We start from the raw sequence: 17,983 nt of genomic DNA, 5'->3' as shown, positions 1-17,983 counted from the left end.
ACAACACTCATGCTAAAACACCTCAACAAAAACCAGGAAGCACAAAAAATACAGAAAGCACTGGAAAAAACCCTTGAAGAGGGTCTGGTTACACCAGATCTGGGTGGAAGCATCGGTACAATGGAAATGGCTGCTGAGATAGCAAAAAGAATTGATGGGTGATTCTGTGCGTACAGAGGACGTGAGGGCCGACATACCTCTCCTCAGGGAGAAGGTGTATCTTGATGCCGCGAGCACAACCCCAACCCCCCTCCCAGTTGTGAGGGCCATGACAGAGTACTTTGAAGGATACAACGCCAATACGGGACGCGGGGCGTATTCAATTGCAGTTGAAGCAACCATGAAACTTCAGGAAGCGCGAAAAAAGGTTGCTGAATTTATAAGTGCCTCTGAAAACGAAATAGTTTTCACAAAGAACACCTCCGAGGCGATAAACATTGTGGCGGGAGGCCTTGAATTCAGGAGGGGGGACTCGGTTGTTGTACCAAACATCGAACACCACTCCAACTTCCTGCCCTGGATCAGGCTCCGTGAAAGGGGTGTTGATGTAAGGATAGTGAGGGCAGATGAAAATGGAATTGTGGACCCTGCAGGGGTTGAGGAGGCGGTGGATGAGACCACACGGCTTGTAACCATAACCCACATCTCCAATGCCCTCGGCACGGTGCAGGATGTGAAGGAGGTGGGGAGGATCGCCCATAAAAACGGCGCCCTATACATGGTTGACGGGGCCCAGTCCATTGGACACATGGAGGTCGATGTTAGGGAGTTGGGGGCAGACTTTGCAGCCTTCCCTGGACACAAGGGGACCCTGGGTCCCGTGGGGACAGGTTTCCTCTACTGCAGGGGTGAGTGCCAGGATGAACTTGAACCATTCATGCTGGGTGGGGGTACCGTCATTGATGTCTCAGAGGATGACTACGTCCTCGAAGAGTTTCCCTCAAGGTTCGAGGCAGGAACCCTGAACATAGCAGGTTTCATAGGTCTGGGTGCATCCGTAGACTACATCAACAGGATAGGAATCCATAAAATCAGAAAACATTGCCTGAAAATGACAGAAAAGCTCTACAGTGAGGTTTCATCCATAGATAAAATCCGGTGCCATGGTGATCCCCAAAATATTTATGGTATTCTTTCCTTCAACATAGATAATATGGACCCCCATGATGTTGCAAAGCTGCTGGATGAAACCGCCGGTGTGTGTGTTAGAAGCGGCCACCACTGCGCGATACCGGCCATGAGGCACCTTGGAGTTCATGAATCCGGTGGCACCGTGAGGGCATCCATACACTACTACAATACAGACGAGGACATTGAGGTCCTTGCAGAAACCCTGAGGGAAATATCAAGGATGGGGTGATGGGATGAACAAGGCACAGATAATAGCATTGCTCATAGTAATCATAATGGTATTAAGTACCATTGCAGGTGCACTTGTGCTCTAAAGGAGGTATTAAATGGTAAATGTGAGAATAGGGGCTGTGGTAGCTGAATTCAACTATGACATAACACATATGATGCTTGAACTTGCAAAAGAACATGCTAAATTTCTTGAATCCGAAATAACAAGGGTAATTGCCGTTCCAGGAGTATTTGACATGCCACTCGCGGTGAAGAAGCTTCTCCTGGATGATGAAATCGACGCTGTTATCACACTGGGGGCTGTTATTGAGGGGGCAACTGACCATGACCAGATAGTGGTTCAGCACGCCTCACGTAAGATAGCGGACCTTTCACTTGAATATGATAAGCCCGTGGCCCTGGGAATATCAGGTCCCGGTATGACTAGGCTCGAAGCCCACCAGCGTGTTGACTATGCAAAGAGGGCTGTTGAGGCCGCCGTTAAAATGTACAGAAGGCTCAACGAAATTTGATATTATACTGGAGAACCTCCATGGAAATACTCAGACCATCAGACCTTAAGGAAAGGTTCAGGGACCCCTGGATATCACCCTACACGAAGGTCCTCACCATGGTGGACGGGGATCTCGTTGAGATCCTGGAATACCACCCCTGCATCTCAGGGTCAGAGTGGATGATATACCAGTACAGCAGGTCAAGCAAACTGATAGAGAGGGCCCGGAGGGATGGTAACAGACACACCTACCTTGTACATACCGGTAAGGCCCCAATAGAACTCAGAGCGAGTCTAAATGCTGCTGGAATAGAGGAGGTGGCTGTTGAGGGAGATGAGGTCCGTGTTGTGCATGCAGGCCTTGCAGGTGCCGGGGTTGGTGCTGCCATGTGCCGGGGAATGGCAGAGGGTGTGAAGAGAGTCGAACTCTATGAGGCCGGAGGGGGCTCAAAGCCCGGAAGGGCCGCGGTGATAACACCCCGCCTCGAGAAGGTTGTCCTGGGTATAGATGATACAGACACCCCTGAAAGCGGCGCAACCTGGACCCTTGCCAACAATATGGGCATGGAGCTTTCCAGGATGGGATTTGAATACATTGACCATGTAACAGTTCAGCTATACCCCCACAACCCCCGCAAGACACAGAACTGTGTGTCGGTTGCCCTTGCATTCGCGGTGCAGCCCGGTAAGAGCAATGAACTGGTCAATCTTGCTGCAGGTTTTCTTGAAGAGAATACACTTTCAGATAAAACCTCAATTGCGGTTTTCAGGGGAATAAAGGTCCCAAAAGAGCTGAAAGATTATTCGATGATGGCGAAAAAGAGTTTCATGGAAGTTGAGGATGCCGAGAATGTCGCGGAGTCCCTTGGAATAGATCTCATTGAGGTAACAGGTTCTCAGGGTAAGATAGGGGCCCTTGCAGCCATTGGCCTCTACGACGATCCAGAAGAAGCTGCAAGGGTATACTACTGACTTCAGAACCATATGTTGAGGAATTTACCCTCAGATGCGGTTGCAAACCTCATGTCAGATGAAACCCCTTTCCTGATATCAATTTTTATTGTATGGCCCCCATGGTAGATCCGGTAGCTGGAATCCTCTCCCCTGAACCTTATAGTTCCTATGACATCGCCATTAACAGATACAGTGTATGAACCATTCTTCATGACCCCGCTGGACCTTGCAACCAGCCGATTGTCAACGTAAACCAGGACATCCACGGCCGGGGACTCATCGTACTGAATTATGATGCCGTTATAGACCGTCATGTTTGAGCTGGATATGTTCCTGATTGCATAGACATTGCTGAATATCTTTCGAAGATTTCCATCCTGGATCACGTCCCCCACATTAACCCCGAGGGACTCCCTTGCAGTGGTTGGGATCCTCATTATGTTACCCTCACCATCCCGGGTCCTGTTGAGGGTGTAGGCCTCCCCATTCAGGAATACCGTGTCGCCATAACTGAGTCCAAGGGTATTTATCGCCTCCTCGGGAATTCTTATGGAGTTATTTTCATTTTCAAGTGCACTGTCAATCCTGTATGGCCCCCTGACATCGAATGTTCTGTTTTCATTGTTCTTCTTCCATATTATCAGGTTGCCGGATGTTGGTTCAATCGATATTTTACCATCGTCCACCTTGACGGCGCCCAGCAGTGTCGAGATCATGGCAAGAAGGATAACACCAGAAACAAGGATGGGGAAGTGCATGTATATGAATGATCTTACAGTCTGAAGCTTGCCCCTGGAGCGCCTGAAAACGTATATTGATCTTCTGATTAAGCTTATGAAGTAGTAAAGAGCAAGTATGGAGCCTGCAACCGCTATGATGATTCCTGCTGTTGCCGGTATTGACCTTATAAAGAATATGCTGAATATCCCGAGGGTTGTGAGTGAGAGGCCCAGTATGCACATTCTTATGGACTTTCCCATTGTGTCCATCATGGTTATTCTGCCGTACTCCAGTGCCCTGTCAACTATGGTCCTTACAACCTCATTGGCAACAAGGTTAAGGTCCCTTAGGCTTGCCATGTCATGGTGTATTGTACCTATATCCACCTCCTTAACCGTGAGGCCAAGGACGTCTGCATCAAGAACTATGCCAACATCGACCCCATAATCCTCCTCGAATTTCATCTTCTCAAGGGCAGATCTCCTGGCTGCGAACTGTCCGCTTAGTGGCTGCTCGAATTTTATCTCGGGGAAGAAAAAATTCAGGAGTGGCTTTGCAGTTAACTCGGTAACCCTTCCAGCCTTTCTCCTGAAGCGTGTTTTTGTGAGGTCCGCCCTCCCCCTGATTATGGGACTTATCATCCTCTCAATTTTCTCTGTTGTCATATTCTCCAGGTCAGCATCAACGAAAACCACTATGTCCCCGCTTGAATGCTTGAATCCCGTCCTCAGGGCAGCTCCCTTGCCGCGGTTGCTGGCATGTCTTATGACCCTTGCGCCTGCAGCCTCTGCCACCCCGGCAGTGTTATCTGTGGACCCATCATCCACCACTATGACCTCGCTCACCAGTTTAGAACCTTTAGCTGCTTTAACAACCAGTGCAACGGTCTTTTCCTCATTGAATGCTGGTATAACCACTGAAACTGTCTGGTCACTCGCCCTCACTGTCCTGAGGGCACATAAAAGGAAAACCAGGATCAGAATAAGCCATGACATCCCTACACCTTCTCCTACCTATGAAGTTCTATTGGTTGAAAACCCTTAAATATTAAGCTATTAAGACGCGTCGGGAGAATCCTATTAAATATTAATTGAAATAAATATCCATACATAAATTTAAAGGTGAATCTCCAAATGAAGCCCAGAGTGATGATACTCCTTGGAAGTGCATCGGATTTCAGGATAGCTGAAAAGGCCATGGAGGTCCTTGAAGAACTCAGGATCCCCTATGACCTCAGGGTTGCCTCAGCCCACAGGACCCATGAAAAGGTGAAGGCAATAGTCGCCGAGTCCATAAATGCGGGTGTTGAGGTATTCATAGGCATAGCTGGACTCTCTGCCCACCTTCCCGGGATGATATCGGCGAACACCCACCTGCCGGTGATAGGTGTCCCTGTTGATGTTAAACTCGGAGGACTCGACGCCATTTTCGCATGCTCACAGATGCCCTTCCCTGCCCCGGTTGCGACAGTTGGTGTTGACAGGGGAGAAAACGCTGCAATACTGGCTGCCCAGATAATAGGTATAGGTGACCCGGAGGTTAGGGAACGGGTCTCTGAACTCAGAAGGGGTTTCTATGAGAAGGTCCGCAGGGATGAGTGCCAGATCCTCAACAGCATGGAGGGGTCATACTACGTCCCCCTTGATATTGAGCTGCCAGAAATACAGGGAAATGAAGAACCTGGTGAAGAAGACGCTCCGATGGTATCTGTGATCCCTGGCAGCTATTCAGACATGAAAATCGCCAAGAAGACAACGATGTTCCTTGAGCGGATGGGTATAAGCTATGATCTCAATGTCATATCCCCCATAAGGTACCCTGACAGGTTCGAGAGGTACCTTGAGCGGATGGAGAACGTTAAGCTCTTCATAGCGATAAGCGGACTCTCCGCCCATGTTACAGGTGCCGTGGTCGCCCTCAGTGACAGACCCGTGATCGGTGTTCCCTGCCCCCTAAAAATGAATGGCTGGGACTCCCTCCTTTCAATGGTTAACATGCCACCAGGGGTCCCGGTTGGGACCGTTGGAGTCGGGAACGGTGGCAACGCAGCGATACTGGCCGCTGAAATGCTTGGAATATATGACGGCAAAATTGAGTCCAGGATAAAGAGGATAAAAAGCCGTTCAGTCAAGTTCTAATGGTGATTAAATGAGAGACTTCCTTGATAAGCTCGATGAAGAACCGGTGATAATTGAGGACGAGGTTTCGACCCGATTTGAGGCTGCAGGTATACTGAGGAGACACCCCAGGGACGTTGTGATACTGAGTAATATACGGGAATCAGATATACCCGTCATATCCGGCCTCTGCAATACAAGGGAAAGGATCGCACTCTCCCTGAACTGCCAGGTGAATGAGATAACCCAGCGCATTGTCCATGCAATGGAAAATCCCACACCCATCAGAACTGTGAGGGACCTTAAGGGTTACAGTTCCGAGGATGCTGACCTCTCAAGACTCCCTGTTTTAACCCACTACCAGAGGGATGGAGGCCCCTATATAACAGCAGGGGTCATATTTGCCAGGGACCCTGACACCGGGGTCAGAAACGCCTCCATTCACAGGATGATGGTCATATCCAGTGATAGAATGGCCGTCCGGATAGTTCCAAGGCACCTTTACACCTACCACCAGCGGGCCGAGGAGATGGGTGAGGACCTTGAGATAGCAATAGCCATAGGTATGGACCCCGCCACCCTCCTTGCGACAACCACATCCATACCCATAGATGCCGATGAGATGGAGGTTGCAAACACCTTCCACAACGGCAAACTGGAACTTTTAAGGTGCATTGGAGTTGACCTTGAGGTCCCCCCTGCAGAGATAATACTGGAGGGCCGGATACTCTGTGGTGAAAGGGAAAGTGAGGGTCCCTTTGTTGATCTCACAGACACCTATGATGTTGTAAGGGAGGAACCTGTCATATCCATTGATAGAATGCATATAAAGGAAGATGCAATGTACCATGCGATTCTACCTGCAGGATTTGAACACAGACTGCTTCAGGGGCTACCTCAGGAGCCAAGGATATACAGGGCAGTTAAGAATACCGTGCCCACCGTCAGGAATGTTGTTCTAACTGAGGGGGGGTGCTGCTGGCTCCATGCAGCGATTTCAATTAAAAAGCAGAGCCAGGGGGATGGAAAGAATGTGATAATGGCGGCCCTTGCAGCCCATCCATCCCTTAAACATGTGGTGGTTGTGGACGATGATATAGACGTTTTTGACCCTGGGGAAATTGAATATGCTGTGGCAACAAGGGTGAAGGGTGATGATGACATCATCATAGTCCCCGGGGCAAGGGGCTCATCCCTGGACCCCGCAGCACTTCCCGATGGCACAACAACCAAGGTGGGTGTTGATGCAACGGTGCCCATCGCTGGCGCAGAAAAATTCCAGAGGGTAAGCCTGTCCGAGTGACAGGGCACCGTAAAATTTATTTTTTGACATGGTTCAGTTTTCTACTCTCCCTGCCACAGAAACCCCCAGAGCCACAAAAAACACTTAAAGAAATAAAATAGATTCACATCTTCCATTCCCAAGAATCTCCGGGCCCTGAGGCTCAGAATCATATTAATCCATTACAACGTTGACAGTGGCTCTGCAGGAGCTGCACCTACCATCACTGAGACCCACTGTTTTTGTGAGGTAACCATCCCTTTTTATAAGTAGCTCACCGCACACCGGACAGTAGGTGTTCTCAGCATCGGTTCCTGGAAGGTTCCCCACGTACACATACTTCATGCCCTCCTCAAGGGCGAGCTCCCTTGCCCTCATAAGTCTATCCGCCCCGGTTGGGGGCACATCCTGCATCCTGTAATGTGGAAAGAACCTTGTGAAGTGGAGTGGAACCTCGACCCCGACCTCAGACACCATGAAGTTCACAAGGGCCAATATATCATCATCAGAGTCATTGTAACCGGGTATAAGTAGGTTGGTCACCTCTATATGGATACCCATCTCATGCATCCCTATGATGTTCTCAAGGACGGGCTCCGGCTTTGCATCGCAGAGCTCACGATAGAATCGGGCAGACATTCCCTTGAGATCAACATTTGCAGCGTCCAGTAAAGGTCCTATAAGGTTGAGGGCCTCCTCACTCATGTAGCCATTTGTAACATAAACCGTTTTGAGGCCCTCTGCCCTTGCAAGTTCCGCAGAGTCCACGGTGTATTCAAGCCACATGGTGGGTTCATTGTAGGTCCAGGCGATGGATGTGCAGTTACTTCTGAGTGCATTTTCAACAGCCTCCTCCGGTGAGATGTACTTTGTGGGGAAGCCGTCTATGCGTGCCTGTGATATGCTCCAGTTCTGGCAGTACCTGCATCTGAAGTTACATCCAACACTCCCGAGGGAGTAGACGAGGCTGCCAGGGTGAAAGTGGAAGAGAGGCTTCTTCTCTATGGGATCAACCGCCTCTGAGGACACCTCCCCATAGTTGAGAGAATAGATTTTACCATCACTATTTTCACGCGTGAGACAGTATCCCCTTCCCCCTTCAGGTATCAGGCACTTTCTACTGCACACCAGGCATCTCAACCTGCCATCCGCCTTCTCATAGAGCATGGATTCCTTCCTCATGGTGTACCCCCACTGCAGTCAGGGCGCAGATGTTCATAACCCCTTACATGAAGTTTATATGTATCTCCATGCTTATCAACCATTTCAATGGAGGGTGACTCTATGACCTCGCCTATGATGTGCAGTTGAATCATGCTGGAGAGCTCCTCCATTGCATCGGCTGGTGCTGTGAAAACAAGTTCAAAATCCTCCCCGTAGTACAGGGCGAGTTCCAGTGGATCCACTCCAAGTAGGGATGATGCCTCTGATACCTGGGGAGGTAGAGGTAACCTCGCCTCGTGAATCCTCATCCCCACACCGCTGGCATCCATGAGCTCACCCAGTTCACTTATGAGGCCATCGGTTATGTCTGTGGCTGAAGACACAAGCCCGGATTCCGCCATTATGGATGCCTCTTCAATCCTTGCAATGGGCCTCAGGGATTTTTCAACTGCAGCCTCAAATCCAGCAGTATCTGCTCCAGAAAGAAGAAGTTCTGTGCCTGCAGCTCCAAGTCCAAGGGGTCCTGTCACTGCAATGAGGTCCCCGGGCCTGGCGCCGGACTTCATCATCACAGATTCCTTCCTGACCCTCCCTATGGCTGTGCCAGCCATTATTATCTCATGCCCCTCATTGGTATCCCCCCCAATTAGGGGTGCGCCGTAGTGGCTGCAAGCCTCCAGGACACCGCTGATGAGGGAGTCGAAGGATTCCAGGTCAAGGTCCGGGAGGGCCACTGATAGTATGAAACCCTCCGGTGCAGCCCCCATTGCAGCCAGGTCACTCATGTTAACTGTAACTGTCTTCCATCCCATGTCGTGATGGTTCATTTTAGGGGGGAAATGTCTGCTTTCAATTAAAAGGTCTGAGGTCAGTGCAAGGTACTCCTCCCCTATATCAAGGAGTGCAGCATCATCTCCAAGACCAGGGAGCTCTGAAGGTTTGAAAAATGAGACTGATCTTGATATTATCCTTGAGATGAGTTTCTTTTCACCAAGGGATGATATTCTATCAGGGGGCATTTTATCAAAATAAATTGGGGGTTTAAACCTTAATGGCTGATTTAACCCTGTCACTGATTATCTCAGCAATCCGTGGATCTGCCCCGAGGGGCTCGGTGTAGACTATCTCACCATCGAACTCAAATTCCTCATGCTCATGTTCATGGTGATGGTGGTGATGCTCAGTGCCATTATCAAGGCCCAGAATGTGTGGTATGTCGTGTTTTGTGTGGACTCCATGGGCCAGGAAGACCGGGGTAACAATGATCTTTTCAACGCCCATCGCGGCAAGTTCATTTATTGCCTCTGGTATTGATGGCCTGGATATGTTCATGAATCCCACTGCAACGGGATGGTCAACCTCCCTTCTGTAGATATCTGCTATACCGTTTATGACCTCCTCACCGTAGGGCAGGCGGCTTCCATGCCCAACAAGAAGAACACCTATCTTAGTTTTTCGGCCTGAATTTGAATCCATAGGATATCACTCCATCTTCACCCTCTTCTCTCACCTTGCGGAACACCATTTCGACCTCGTCGCCTATCTCTATTGAATCAGGGTCGCAGTCAACAATCTGGCTTGTTATCTTAGCGCCTTCCTCCAGTTCAACTATGGCCACCACATAGGGGGCTATATCCTTGAACTCATCGGTTGGGGTGTTTATCACGGAGTAACTGTGTATCTTTCCCCTCCCGCTGAATTTTAGGTCCTCAAGCTTGCCTTTACGCCTGCATTCAGGGCATATTATTCTGCTTGGGAAGAAAACATTCCCGCACTGGAGACATTTTGAACCTATAAGATTGTAGCGCTGGGGTATGTGGCGCCATGTCCTAACGGTTTCTGTCATGATGTGACCTCCATAAATGTAATCAGTTTTCATTATCTATCTTGATTCATTATAATTAAATCATATGGTCCCGGGATATTTAAATCCCTTGTGCTCCCATTGGAGTAATAAAGATTCTTATTACCTCTGAGTTGATCCATGGAATAATCTGACCTTTTTTTCTCCTCTAAATGGTTTAGGTCGCCATTAAAGCACCGGAACTGTTAATATTAACTTAATATCATTTTAGTAATATTTTTATGTTAGTAATAATTAATTTTAATCTGGTGATACAATGGATGACGGAGGTTATGTGATGGCAGGTATCAGTCTTCTTCTCATGGTTCCGGCCATGATACTCGCCCTGATGATACTCAGCATCGATGATTCATCAGTGGAAAGGACTGCTGATAGGGCACTATCTGAGAGTATGACAGGGGCCCTATGGGATATCAGGGACAGTATCCCGGTGGTAACAAGGGAAGTGCTAAATGAAACTGCAAAGGAGGCCATAAACGGTACACTTCCCCCAGACCTGGATGCCAGGGCCCATGTAAGAGCAGGGATACAGAGGCGCATTGAGAGGTTATGCGCTGTCCACAGAAACCTGAATCTAAGCTGCAGGGTGAATTCAGTTGAGGGGGCAACCGACGACCCCTTCTGTATTGAGGTTAACTACACCGTTGATATCAGGGCAGGGAAAATTCGCCACACCGAGAACCTGACAGTAAGGGTTTCTGTTGAGGATCTGCCTGATCCCCTGCCCTTCAGGGTTCTGGGGAGGTTGCAGCACAATGAAACGTCAATAGAGTACGGTGGGAGCCTCAGTGAATACATTTCTTCAGAGAATAGGGAAGCATATGAGGGGGCTTCCGGTCCTTTCCTGATAAGAAGGTGTCCCTATGAACCCTACACCCTCCATGGATCCAGCGGCGCCCTCTACGCCTGCCTCATAAATGGCTACTACCACGAGAGTCACGATGGGTCCTGCTACCTCTGCAGACTGGAGGGAAAAACCTCCTGTCCGCATGTGGGCCTCGAAACCTTCATAATACCGTCAGGAAATTTTGAGGAGGCTCCGGTATCTGTTGACCATGTTCTATTCACGGGAGCATACGCCGGGGAGCCCCACAACGTATCAGGATTCATCATATACCTTGACGGAGCTCACAGAAAAAAGTACGGTGTGATACAGTGATATTCTCAACTGATTTTCTTTTCTCACTTGTAATCGTGGCCATCATCGTGGGCATGTCTGCAGAGCTCATGGACGCACAGGAGACCCGGCTGAATGAAAGATTCAGAGAAACATACATAATGGATAAAGGTGCAGCGGCAGCTGATGTTTTCATAAATACGCCTGGAGATCCTGTTAACTGGGAAAAACTTCCTGTAAGCCTCTGCAGGTCTCCTGGAATTGCCGTCCCGGGAAAAAGAGGGACCATCTCCTATGAAAAAATCATGAAACTTCGCTCAAAACCGGAATTGCTTGAAAGGGCATTCCGGGGTTTTCATGTGAGAATTGTACTGCGTCCCCTCAATGACGGGATAAGCCCCATAACCATTGGAGATGAAGTTGAGGGGGATGAAATATGTGTATTCAGAAGAACCGTCAACTGTAACTTCCTATCTGATTATGTTATCAGACAGGAGGGATGCCTGTGTCCTTCGGGTCATGGAGAAAACTGGACCTGCATGAATTTCCGAGTTAATGACTCACTGGATTACTACCTCATATCAGATGACTGCAGAGGATCATTCATCATTGACACAGACTGTAACAGGAGCAATGAAGAAATAAAGATCCCCTCGGGAAGTTTAAAACTGAATTTAACAGGGCAGGGCGTGGTATGGATCCATTTACATGGATGTGGAAGAGGAGTAATAATTGCCGGGCTTCCCCGTTCTGGAATGAATTGTCCGCTGACACCAGATTACTTTGAGGTCCAGCCATGCTCCCTTCAGATCCTCATATCCCCCTACTGACCAGGAGTCCTCTGCTCGTGGGGCCAGTTAGTGGACCTTAAGCCCCATACACATGATTCAGAGTCCGATAACTGCTATTATGGCTATTACAAGACATGTGTTTGCCACCGGGTCGGTCATGCTGGTCGACAGTGGGATAACTATGTTGTCAGGGTCCAGTTCAAGTCTGTAGGATGCAGAGCTCAGATAAAAGCCCACCATGAGAAGGAATGGAGTCAGAAGGTACCCTGCAAGTGAACTTATAAGAACCATCCTCTCAAGTCCAAGGGACCCTATACCAAGGGAAACACTCACAAAATGGGCCAGAAGCCCTATGGTTGGGTATATGATCAGTGAAAGTACGGATATTATTCCAAAGTTTCTGAGGGCCTCCCCATGGGGCCTGAGGGCTGCGGGGACTATACCTGAGTGGAGCCCTGAGGAAAGCCTTGCACCGAGTATGCTCACGAGGTCTCCGCTTTCACCTGAAAACAGCGGCACCAGTGCAAGGATTGCAGGGTTATCAAGTATAAATGATAGTCTACTGTTTAATACTATACCCGCGGTGGTTCCCAGGGCTGAGCAGAGGAGAAGTACGGGCACGCTCTGTCTTATGATCCTTCTGAGGTTATATCTACCCTTAATTCCCATTGCAAGACCCAGAAAACCCGTCAGAATAAACAGGGCAAAGAGTACCCATTCAAAAATACCGTTCCTTACAGTTTCAAGGATGGCCAGTGCCGCGAATATTGATGGGAGGGTGAAAAGGTCCCCCGAAGCTGCTATAAGGGGTGTTGTGACGTTATCAGGGTCCCAACCATTCTCATAGCTCTTGAGGGATATGAGGACGGTTGCCGGGAGAAGAACAGCCCCTGATATTATACCCCCAGCCACAGAGATGACAGTGAAATCCATTATTCCCATGCTTCGAAATCCAAAAAGGTGGCAGAATATCCAGGCCATGAATCCAAGGAAAATTGACATGACCAGGGTCAGTATTATGGTCGCCTCAATGTTCTCTGTGAGGACATCTGACTTTCGAAGTTCCGGTGAAAGTGTACCTATATGCAGACCTGAACCGAGGCGTGAGCCCAGGGCCCCGAATATATTACCCCTCATGCCTATGGCACCGGGTATCAGTACAAGGAGACCCGGGTATGACTCCAGCATTGGAGACATCTTACCAAGAAATATACCTGCCACAAGGTCCCCCAGGGCACATATAAAGAGTGCGACGAAGCTTTCTCCTATAACTCTTTTAGAACCCCTGAAAAAGCTTCCAAAACTTCTGAATAGGTTAAATGCTCTGATAAATCCCCTTGAGACCATTATGGATAAATTCACGGTAAATGTTAGCAGGGACTGAAATATGAGCCGAGTCGTCCTCAGTAATCTTCCTGTTATCCTCATTGATCTCACCTGCTAACATTTACATCATCTCTGGGCTATTCTATGCTGCACCCTATATCTTCAAGGGTCATTTCACCCTTTGCAAGTGCAAATAAGAGTTCTGAACCTGCTTCGTTTCCCTTGGCAATAAGGGTATCGTTCTCTGCAAGTACCGTGTTTCTGTCAGGTCCATAAATCCAGGATTCGCCTCTTCTGATGGCTATAATCCTCATACCTGTTCTTGTTGCAAGTAAAAGGTCCCCAAGTGATTTCCCTGCCAGCTCTGATCCCTCATCAATTGTCACCCTTACTATTATCTCATCTGACTCCTCCATGACCATCTTGAAGACAGGGTGGGGTTTGATGCCCTTTAGCACCAGGTCAGCGATGTCCTTGGCAGAATTTGCAATGCTCTCGGCTGCTTCACCCACCTCTAGGAGGGCTGTGAGTTTCTCGGCGTCCTCAACAGATCTTGCAGCAAGGAGTGACTCCTTTTTTATCTCATAGTTGAGTCTGTTGACCTTATTTTCAAGTTTTATGACCTCCTCTGCTGCATCCCTGCTGTTAAACAGGAGGGCGGAGTATGCAAGATCCACCATCAACTCCGAGAGGTTCTTCATTTCGATGAGAATATCCTTAACACTTTTGGACAACTTTCATCCTCCTGGGCTGCTGAACTGATATTGGGGGACCTGGAATAAATATTTTGTCAAGGTGAATTGGGTTCTTCAGCTGGAGTCCCCTTTCGATGAAGCCATAAGGCACTCCCTTCGAAGCTTGAGAAGCTCCTTCTTCCTCTTGATTAGATCATCCGGTTCTGAAATCAGCCGTCTTAGACCCCTCCTGACGCACTCAACAGCTTCATCGGTATGTATCCATCTGCAGTCCTGGCAGCTCCATACTCCCTTATCCAGTATCCAGTGGCCGCCGGTGGACCCATCACCGCACGGATAGAATGGGCAGTAACAGAAAGCACAGTTCTGACCCTCAAAATGGCAGGGGTAGAATTCACATTTCTCATCAGGACCTGAAGCTTTGCCTGAAGGATTCTCCTCATAGAACTTCCGTGCAAGTTCATGGAGTGGAGCCTCAAGCGCGTATCCACGGGGTGTGATCATGTAGCCACCCCTTGTGTAGGTTGTAACGTTGCCGACTATGATGGTTGTGGACATATCCACAAGGGATTCATTCAGATCTCCCAGAGGTACAATACTCACATATGGCATTCCTTTTTTGGTCCTTACCACGCCCACAGGGGTCTCTGATTCAAGTTCAGATCGCAGTATTTCAAGTGCCTCCCTGAAGGGTTTTTTTCTCCTCTTTCCCAGGGGGTTATAAAGGGCTATTACAAGTCCAGACTCTGCAGCTCCCCGGATCTTCCTCCTTATCTCTGATAGGGGTGTAAGAATGTCGCTTAGACTTATAACCGCAAAATCATGGAGAGGTGCCCCCAGGTGTGATGCTGCATAGTTGACCGCGGTCACGCCGGGTATAACCTCAAATTCAACCCCAGAATATTTATCAAATATCTGAAAGAAGACATTGGCCATCCCATAGACACCCGGGTCTCCTGAACTCACCAGTGCGACGTTTAGACCCTCACGGTGTTTCTCAATGGCCTTTTCCACTCTCTCAAGTTCGGATCCCATGCCACTTTTTATTATCTCCTTGCCCTCCAGAAGGTCCTCTATCTGTTTTATGTACCTCGCATATCCTATGACAACATCGGATTCTTCAAGAGCCCTAAGGGCCCTTACTGTTATATCATCCCTTGTGGGTCCAATTCCTATTATCCTTATCATGAAAACACCTTCACCGGATCAGCAGCTGTTAACGTAGAGCCACTGCAGCAGGATCTCCAACCACTTCTGAATTTACCTCTTAAGTGATGCTCAGTAAATCCTGGTTACTGAAATTATCCTGAGGGTTCTGACATCAACCCAGACACCGGATGACCTTGTTTCAGCCCTTGCGGCTGCAGTTACACTGAACTGCTCGGTTGGCCTTATGACTATCTGACCGCTTCCTGTCTGGTTTTCACGGTACCCGGTCGCTGTTATGTTGATATTGATGTTCTCGAGTGATGTATCCTCTGTTGTTGTTGCGTTGAGGGACCGGATGTTTATTCCATCAAGGCCTGTACGGGCTTTAAGGGCATCTGCAACATCTGCATTGTTTATTATCCGGATCTCCTCAGGCCCTCCAGTGATGGTGGAGGTTATATTCTTACCAGAATCCAGGAATGAAGACACGGTGTCTATCTGCATTTCAATAAGTTTTTCTATATCAGGTGGTTTGGAAGTTACAAGTGTGTATGAACTTATGAGCCCAGCCTCAAAGAAGGCCAGGAACATTATGAGGAACAGGAATAATTTAATGATCCTTGGCAATGCATCACCTTTTTTCTGTGAATGGACCCAAAGGGTAAACTAGTATTTCGATAAAGAATATATGAACTCAATGAAATATTTAACTGTGAACCCATTTTAAAAAGATTTCTCAGGCAACAGTTTAATGCAGTGAATGATTGAAATGAATGAAATAATAGGAAAATTTGCAAGGGAAGGAATTCTAATAGAGGATAACGCATATTTTCGGCTGAAGGAAATGGGTGACCCTGCAACAGCCTCCTCGGAGATCATAGTTAAGATAAAGAAGAATGGTGGAGGTAAATTCACTCTTCTGACCTCTGAAATGCTGGATGATCTCTTTGAAGTGGCTGAAGAAATAGAGGACCCCTCTGAAATAAAGGCTGCCGGGCCCATCAGTGTTCTGAGGGAGAGGAAATTTGACTTCAGAGTCATCACAGACACCAGCAAGAGATCATACACCAGCGGGGAGATAGGTGACATGATCTCATACTTCAACAGCAGATTCAGCTGCCTCAGGGACCTCCTTAAAAGACGCCCTGAACTTAAAAGTCATGTGCCGATTGCTGATCTCCGTGGCGGGGATGACGCTGTGAGCATCATAGGAATCATCAATGATATACGAACCACGAAAAACAACCACAGAATGCTTGAGCTGGAGGATGAAACCGGTGAGATCACAGTGGTTGTGCACAATGAAAACCATAAACTGTTTGAAAAATCCGAGAAACTTGTGAGGGATGAGGTCATAGGTGTTCAGGGTGCGAAAAAGGGGAGGTTTGTGGTGGCCTCCGAGATCTTCCATCCAGGTGTCCCGCGAATACAGGAAAAGGAAATGGACTTTTCAGTTGCTTTCATATCTGATGTCCACATAGGGAGCGAGACATTCCTTGAAGATGCATTCACCAGGTTCATTAAATGGATAAATGGGGACTTTGGGACAGAGGAACAGATGAATATCGCGGCTGACGTTAAGTACCTGGTTGTTGCGGGGGATATAGTTGATGGTATCGGAATATACCCTGGACAGGAGAAAGAACTCATTATAAAAGATATCCATGAGCAGTATGAGGAGGCTGCAAGGCTTTTTGGAGAGATAAGGGATGACATGAAGATTGTGATGATTCCTGGTAACCACGACGCATCAAGGATCGCTGAGCCACAGCCTGCAATACCCGAGGAATATGCAGAGCCACTTTACAGCCTCAAAAATGTTGAATTTTTGAGTAACCCTTCCATGGTGAGCCTTGATGGTATAAAAACCCTCATATACCATGGCAGAAGCTTTGATGATATGGCCATGAGCGTTAACGGGCTTTCCCATGAAAGGTCAGATCTCATAATGGAGGAACTCCTCGAGAAGAGACACCTTGCGCCCATATACGGGGAGAGGACCCCTCTTGCATCTGAGATAGAGGACCACCTTGTGATTGATGATGTCCCGCACATACTTCACACCGGACATGTCCATATAAACTCATACAAAAAATACAAGGGCATTCACCTTATAAATTCAGGTACATTCCAGTCGCAGACGGAGTTCCAGAAGATATACAACATTGTCCCCACATGTGGCCAGGTCCCGGTTCTCAACAGGGGGGTAATGAAGCTTCTGGAGTTCAGTTAATTCAAGCAGGTGATTTTTTTGAATCCATTAAGGGATGTTATGGATGTTTCGGTTCACCTCTACAGGATGGGCCTTGTGTCTGGCATTGGAGGGAATGTGAGTGCAAGGGTGGATGATAGGGTTTTTATAACCCCCACAATGGTCCCCCTTGATCAGGTGACACTTAAGAACGTTGCGGTGGTTGACCTTGAAGGGAATATGCTCAGGGGAGGAAGACCATCCTCAGAGCTGGAACTCCATCTTGAGGTCTACAGGAGGAGGTCTGATGTCAATGGTGTGGTGCACACGCACTCACCATGTGCCAGAGCATTTTCAGTTGCCGGGGTTGAAATTGAGAAAATGGAGGGTTTCAGGAACCTGGGCCAGGGAGAGGTCCCGGTGGTACCATATTATCCCCCTGGAAGCAGGGAACTTGCAGCGGCCTGTGCAGAGATGATGGTCAATGAGAATGCAGCTGTCCTTGAAAATCACGGAGTGGTATGTGCCGGTGAAACTGTTAAGGAAGCCCTCCTGCTTGCAGAGTTCATTGAGGAGCTGGCAAAGACCCGTTTCATCGCAGGGGTTCTTAAATTCATAAAAGGAAATAGGTATTGAAAGAGTGTTTCCCGGAGAATTCTTTAAATCAAACAGAAATAGGATGTAAAAAAACAGAGATTTATATCCCCCCTAAAAACCCTTAAATCAAACAGAAATAGGATGTAAAAAAACAGAGATTT

General features: G+C 48.2%; 19 protein-coding genes. 10 read left to right on the top strand and 9 right to left on the bottom strand.

Translation table 11 applies throughout. The features are described from left to right. Window positions 1-9 precede the first annotated feature (9 nt). From ACPLJI_RS08055 to mmp11, 4 genes are all read left to right on the top strand, one after another. Entirely contained in the window at window positions 10-162 is a 153-nt protein-coding gene (locus ACPLJI_RS08055; RefSeq protein WP_424731189.1) for an isocitrate/isopropylmalate family dehydrogenase, read from the top strand. Continuing rightward, window positions 155-1,360, top strand: coding sequence for a cysteine desulfurase (locus tag ACPLJI_RS08050; RefSeq protein WP_424731188.1), 1,206 nt, complete (start codon window positions 155-157; stop codon window positions 1,358-1,360). The genes ACPLJI_RS08055 and ACPLJI_RS08050 overlap by 8 nt, the downstream gene beginning before the upstream one ends. A gap of 97 nt (window positions 1,361-1,457) precedes the next feature. Then, entirely contained in the window at window positions 1,458-1,874 is a 417-nt protein-coding gene (ribH, locus tag ACPLJI_RS08045) for a 6,7-dimethyl-8-ribityllumazine synthase (protein WP_237779131.1), read from the top strand. Between the two features lie 20 nt (window positions 1,875-1,894). Then, entirely contained in the window at window positions 1,895-2,827 is a 933-nt protein-coding gene (gene mmp11, locus ACPLJI_RS08040; protein ID WP_424731187.1) for a methanogenesis marker protein 11, read from the top strand. A gap of 2 nt (window positions 2,828-2,829) precedes the next feature. On the opposite strand, the gene ACPLJI_RS08035 is transcribed toward mmp11, so the two are convergent. Then, a complete protein-coding gene (locus ACPLJI_RS08035; protein ID WP_424731186.1) occupies window positions 2,830-4,524 on the bottom strand; it encodes a glycosyltransferase in 1,695 nt (564 codons plus the stop codon). A 138-nt stretch (window positions 4,525-4,662) separates the two neighbouring features. Here ACPLJI_RS08035 and purE point away from each other — a divergent pair, with 138 nt between their 5' ends. Beyond that, window positions 4,663-5,667, top strand: a complete 1,005-nt coding sequence (purE, locus tag ACPLJI_RS08030) for a 5-(carboxyamino)imidazole ribonucleotide mutase (protein ID WP_424731185.1) — start codon at window positions 4,663-4,665, stop codon at window positions 5,665-5,667. Window positions 5,668-5,677: 10 nt separating this feature from the next. Beyond that, complete coding sequence (locus ACPLJI_RS08025) at window positions 5,678-6,949, top strand: UbiD family decarboxylase (RefSeq protein ID WP_424731184.1); 1,272 nt, start codon at window positions 5,678-5,680, stop codon at window positions 6,947-6,949. A gap of 153 nt (window positions 6,950-7,102) precedes the next feature. On the opposite strand, the gene amrS is transcribed toward ACPLJI_RS08025, so the two are convergent. Genes amrS through ACPLJI_RS08005 form a run of 4 tightly spaced genes read right to left on the bottom strand, consistent with a single transcriptional unit; the run spans window position 7,103 to window position 9,938 of the window. Beyond that, on the bottom strand, window positions 7,103-8,110 hold the full coding sequence (gene amrS, locus ACPLJI_RS08020) for an AmmeMemoRadiSam system radical SAM enzyme (RefSeq protein WP_424731183.1): 1,008 nt from the start codon (window positions 8,108-8,110) through the stop codon (window positions 7,103-7,105). Continuing rightward, a complete protein-coding gene (gene thiL / locus ACPLJI_RS08015) occupies window positions 8,107-9,111 on the bottom strand; it encodes a thiamine-phosphate kinase (protein WP_424731182.1) in 1,005 nt (334 codons plus the stop codon). The genes amrS and thiL overlap by 4 nt, the downstream gene beginning before the upstream one ends. 22 nt (window positions 9,112-9,133) lie before the next feature. Continuing rightward, on the bottom strand, window positions 9,134-9,568 hold the full coding sequence (cfbA, locus tag ACPLJI_RS08010) for a sirohydrochlorin nickelochelatase (protein WP_424731181.1): 435 nt from the start codon (window positions 9,566-9,568) through the stop codon (window positions 9,134-9,136). After that, a complete protein-coding gene (locus ACPLJI_RS08005; protein ID WP_424731180.1) occupies window positions 9,540-9,938 on the bottom strand; it encodes a Zn-ribbon domain-containing OB-fold protein in 399 nt (132 codons plus the stop codon). The genes cfbA and ACPLJI_RS08005 overlap by 29 nt, the downstream gene beginning before the upstream one ends. 274 nt (window positions 9,939-10,212) lie before the next feature. Between ACPLJI_RS08005 and ACPLJI_RS08000 the strand changes: the two genes are divergently transcribed. Together ACPLJI_RS08000 and ACPLJI_RS07995 are read left to right on the top strand one after the other, a co-directional pair. Continuing rightward, entirely contained in the window at window positions 10,213-11,115 is a 903-nt protein-coding gene (locus ACPLJI_RS08000; protein ID WP_424731179.1) for a hypothetical protein, read from the top strand. Further along, on the top strand, window positions 11,112-11,903 hold the full coding sequence (locus ACPLJI_RS07995; RefSeq protein WP_424731178.1) for a hypothetical protein: 792 nt from the start codon (window positions 11,112-11,114) through the stop codon (window positions 11,901-11,903). The genes ACPLJI_RS08000 and ACPLJI_RS07995 overlap by 4 nt, the downstream gene beginning before the upstream one ends. Before the next feature lie 57 nt (window positions 11,904-11,960). Here the strand turns inward: ACPLJI_RS07995 and ACPLJI_RS07990 are convergent, their stop codons facing one another. From ACPLJI_RS07990 to ACPLJI_RS07975, 4 genes are all read right to left on the bottom strand, one after another. Next, window positions 11,961-13,292, bottom strand: coding sequence for a magnesium transporter (locus ACPLJI_RS07990; protein ID WP_424731177.1), 1,332 nt, complete (start codon window positions 13,290-13,292; stop codon window positions 11,961-11,963). Between the two features lie 35 nt (window positions 13,293-13,327). Then, window positions 13,328-13,891: a potassium channel family protein gene (locus ACPLJI_RS07985; RefSeq protein ID WP_171770417.1), complete on the bottom strand. Its 564-nt coding sequence runs from the start codon at window positions 13,889-13,891 to the stop codon at window positions 13,328-13,330. Window positions 13,892-13,999: 108 nt separating this feature from the next. Next, the gene (gene cobJ / locus ACPLJI_RS07980) at window positions 14,000-15,073 is read right to left on the bottom strand and encodes a precorrin-3B C(17)-methyltransferase (protein ID WP_424731176.1); all 1,074 of its coding nucleotides are present in this window, start codon (window positions 15,071-15,073) and stop codon (window positions 14,000-14,002) included. Between the two features lie 90 nt (window positions 15,074-15,163). Next, window positions 15,164-15,661, bottom strand: coding sequence for a hypothetical protein (locus tag ACPLJI_RS07975; protein WP_424731175.1), 498 nt, complete (start codon window positions 15,659-15,661; stop codon window positions 15,164-15,166). A gap of 142 nt (window positions 15,662-15,803) precedes the next feature. Between ACPLJI_RS07975 and ACPLJI_RS07970 the strand changes: the two genes are divergently transcribed. Further along, complete coding sequence (locus ACPLJI_RS07970; protein ID WP_424731174.1) at window positions 15,804-17,267, top strand: DNA-directed DNA polymerase II small subunit; 1,464 nt, start codon at window positions 15,804-15,806, stop codon at window positions 17,265-17,267. 9 nt (window positions 17,268-17,276) lie between these two features. Then, window positions 17,277-17,861 carry a class II aldolase/adducin family protein gene (locus ACPLJI_RS07965; RefSeq protein ID WP_424731173.1) on the top strand — a complete coding sequence of 195 codons (585 nt, stop codon included), beginning with the start codon at window positions 17,277-17,279 and terminating at the stop codon, window positions 17,859-17,861. The last annotated feature ends 122 nt before the right edge of the window (window positions 17,862-17,983 follow it).

The sequence above is a fragment of the Methanothermobacter sp. genome, from assembly GCF_049720995.1.
Taxonomy (GTDB): domain Archaea; phylum Methanobacteriota; class Methanobacteria; order Methanobacteriales; family Methanothermobacteraceae; genus Methanothermobacter.
Note: the sequence above shows the minus strand (reverse complement) of the source record. Positions and strands in the feature narration are given on the sequence as shown.

What these genes read in the sequence shown, in the direction of transcription:
- ACPLJI_RS07990 (WP_424731177.1), bottom strand. Translation starts at nt 13,292, where the DNA reads ATGAGGATAACAGGAAGATTACTGAGGACGACTCGGCTCATATTTCAG.
- ACPLJI_RS08055 (WP_424731189.1), top strand. Translation starts at nt 10, where the DNA reads ATGCTAAAACACCTCAACAAAAACCAGGAAGCACAAAAAATACAGAAA.
- purE (WP_424731185.1), top strand. Translation starts at nt 4,663, where the DNA reads ATGAAGCCCAGAGTGATGATACTCCTTGGAAGTGCATCGGATTTCAGG.
- ACPLJI_RS08050 (WP_424731188.1), top strand. Translation starts at nt 155, where the DNA reads ATGGGTGATTCTGTGCGTACAGAGGACGTGAGGGCCGACATACCTCTC.
- ACPLJI_RS08035 (WP_424731186.1), bottom strand. Translation starts at nt 4,524, where the DNA reads ATGTCATGGCTTATTCTGATCCTGGTTTTCCTTTTATGTGCCCTCAGG.
- ACPLJI_RS08005 (WP_424731180.1), bottom strand. Translation starts at nt 9,938, where the DNA reads ATGACAGAAACCGTTAGGACATGGCGCCACATACCCCAGCGCTACAAT.
- ACPLJI_RS08025 (WP_424731184.1), top strand. Translation starts at nt 5,678, where the DNA reads ATGAGAGACTTCCTTGATAAGCTCGATGAAGAACCGGTGATAATTGAG.
- amrS (WP_424731183.1), bottom strand. Translation starts at nt 8,110, where the DNA reads ATGAGGAAGGAATCCATGCTCTATGAGAAGGCGGATGGCAGGTTGAGA.
- ACPLJI_RS07985 (WP_171770417.1), bottom strand. Translation starts at nt 13,891, where the DNA reads ATGAAGAACCTCTCGGAGTTGATGGTGGATCTTGCATACTCCGCCCTC.
- mmp11 (WP_424731187.1), top strand. Translation starts at nt 1,895, where the DNA reads ATGGAAATACTCAGACCATCAGACCTTAAGGAAAGGTTCAGGGACCCC.
- cfbA (WP_424731181.1), bottom strand. Translation starts at nt 9,568, where the DNA reads ATGGATTCAAATTCAGGCCGAAAAACTAAGATAGGTGTTCTTCTTGTT.
- cobJ (WP_424731176.1), bottom strand. Translation starts at nt 15,073, where the DNA reads ATGATAAGGATAATAGGAATTGGACCCACAAGGGATGATATAACAGTA.
- ACPLJI_RS08000 (WP_424731179.1), top strand. Translation starts at nt 10,213, where the DNA reads ATGGATGACGGAGGTTATGTGATGGCAGGTATCAGTCTTCTTCTCATG.
- thiL (WP_424731182.1), bottom strand. Translation starts at nt 9,111, where the DNA reads ATGCCCCCTGATAGAATATCATCCCTTGGTGAAAAGAAACTCATCTCA.
- ACPLJI_RS07970 (WP_424731174.1), top strand. Translation starts at nt 15,804, where the DNA reads ATGAATGAAATAATAGGAAAATTTGCAAGGGAAGGAATTCTAATAGAG.
- ribH (WP_237779131.1), top strand. Translation starts at nt 1,458, where the DNA reads ATGGTAAATGTGAGAATAGGGGCTGTGGTAGCTGAATTCAACTATGAC.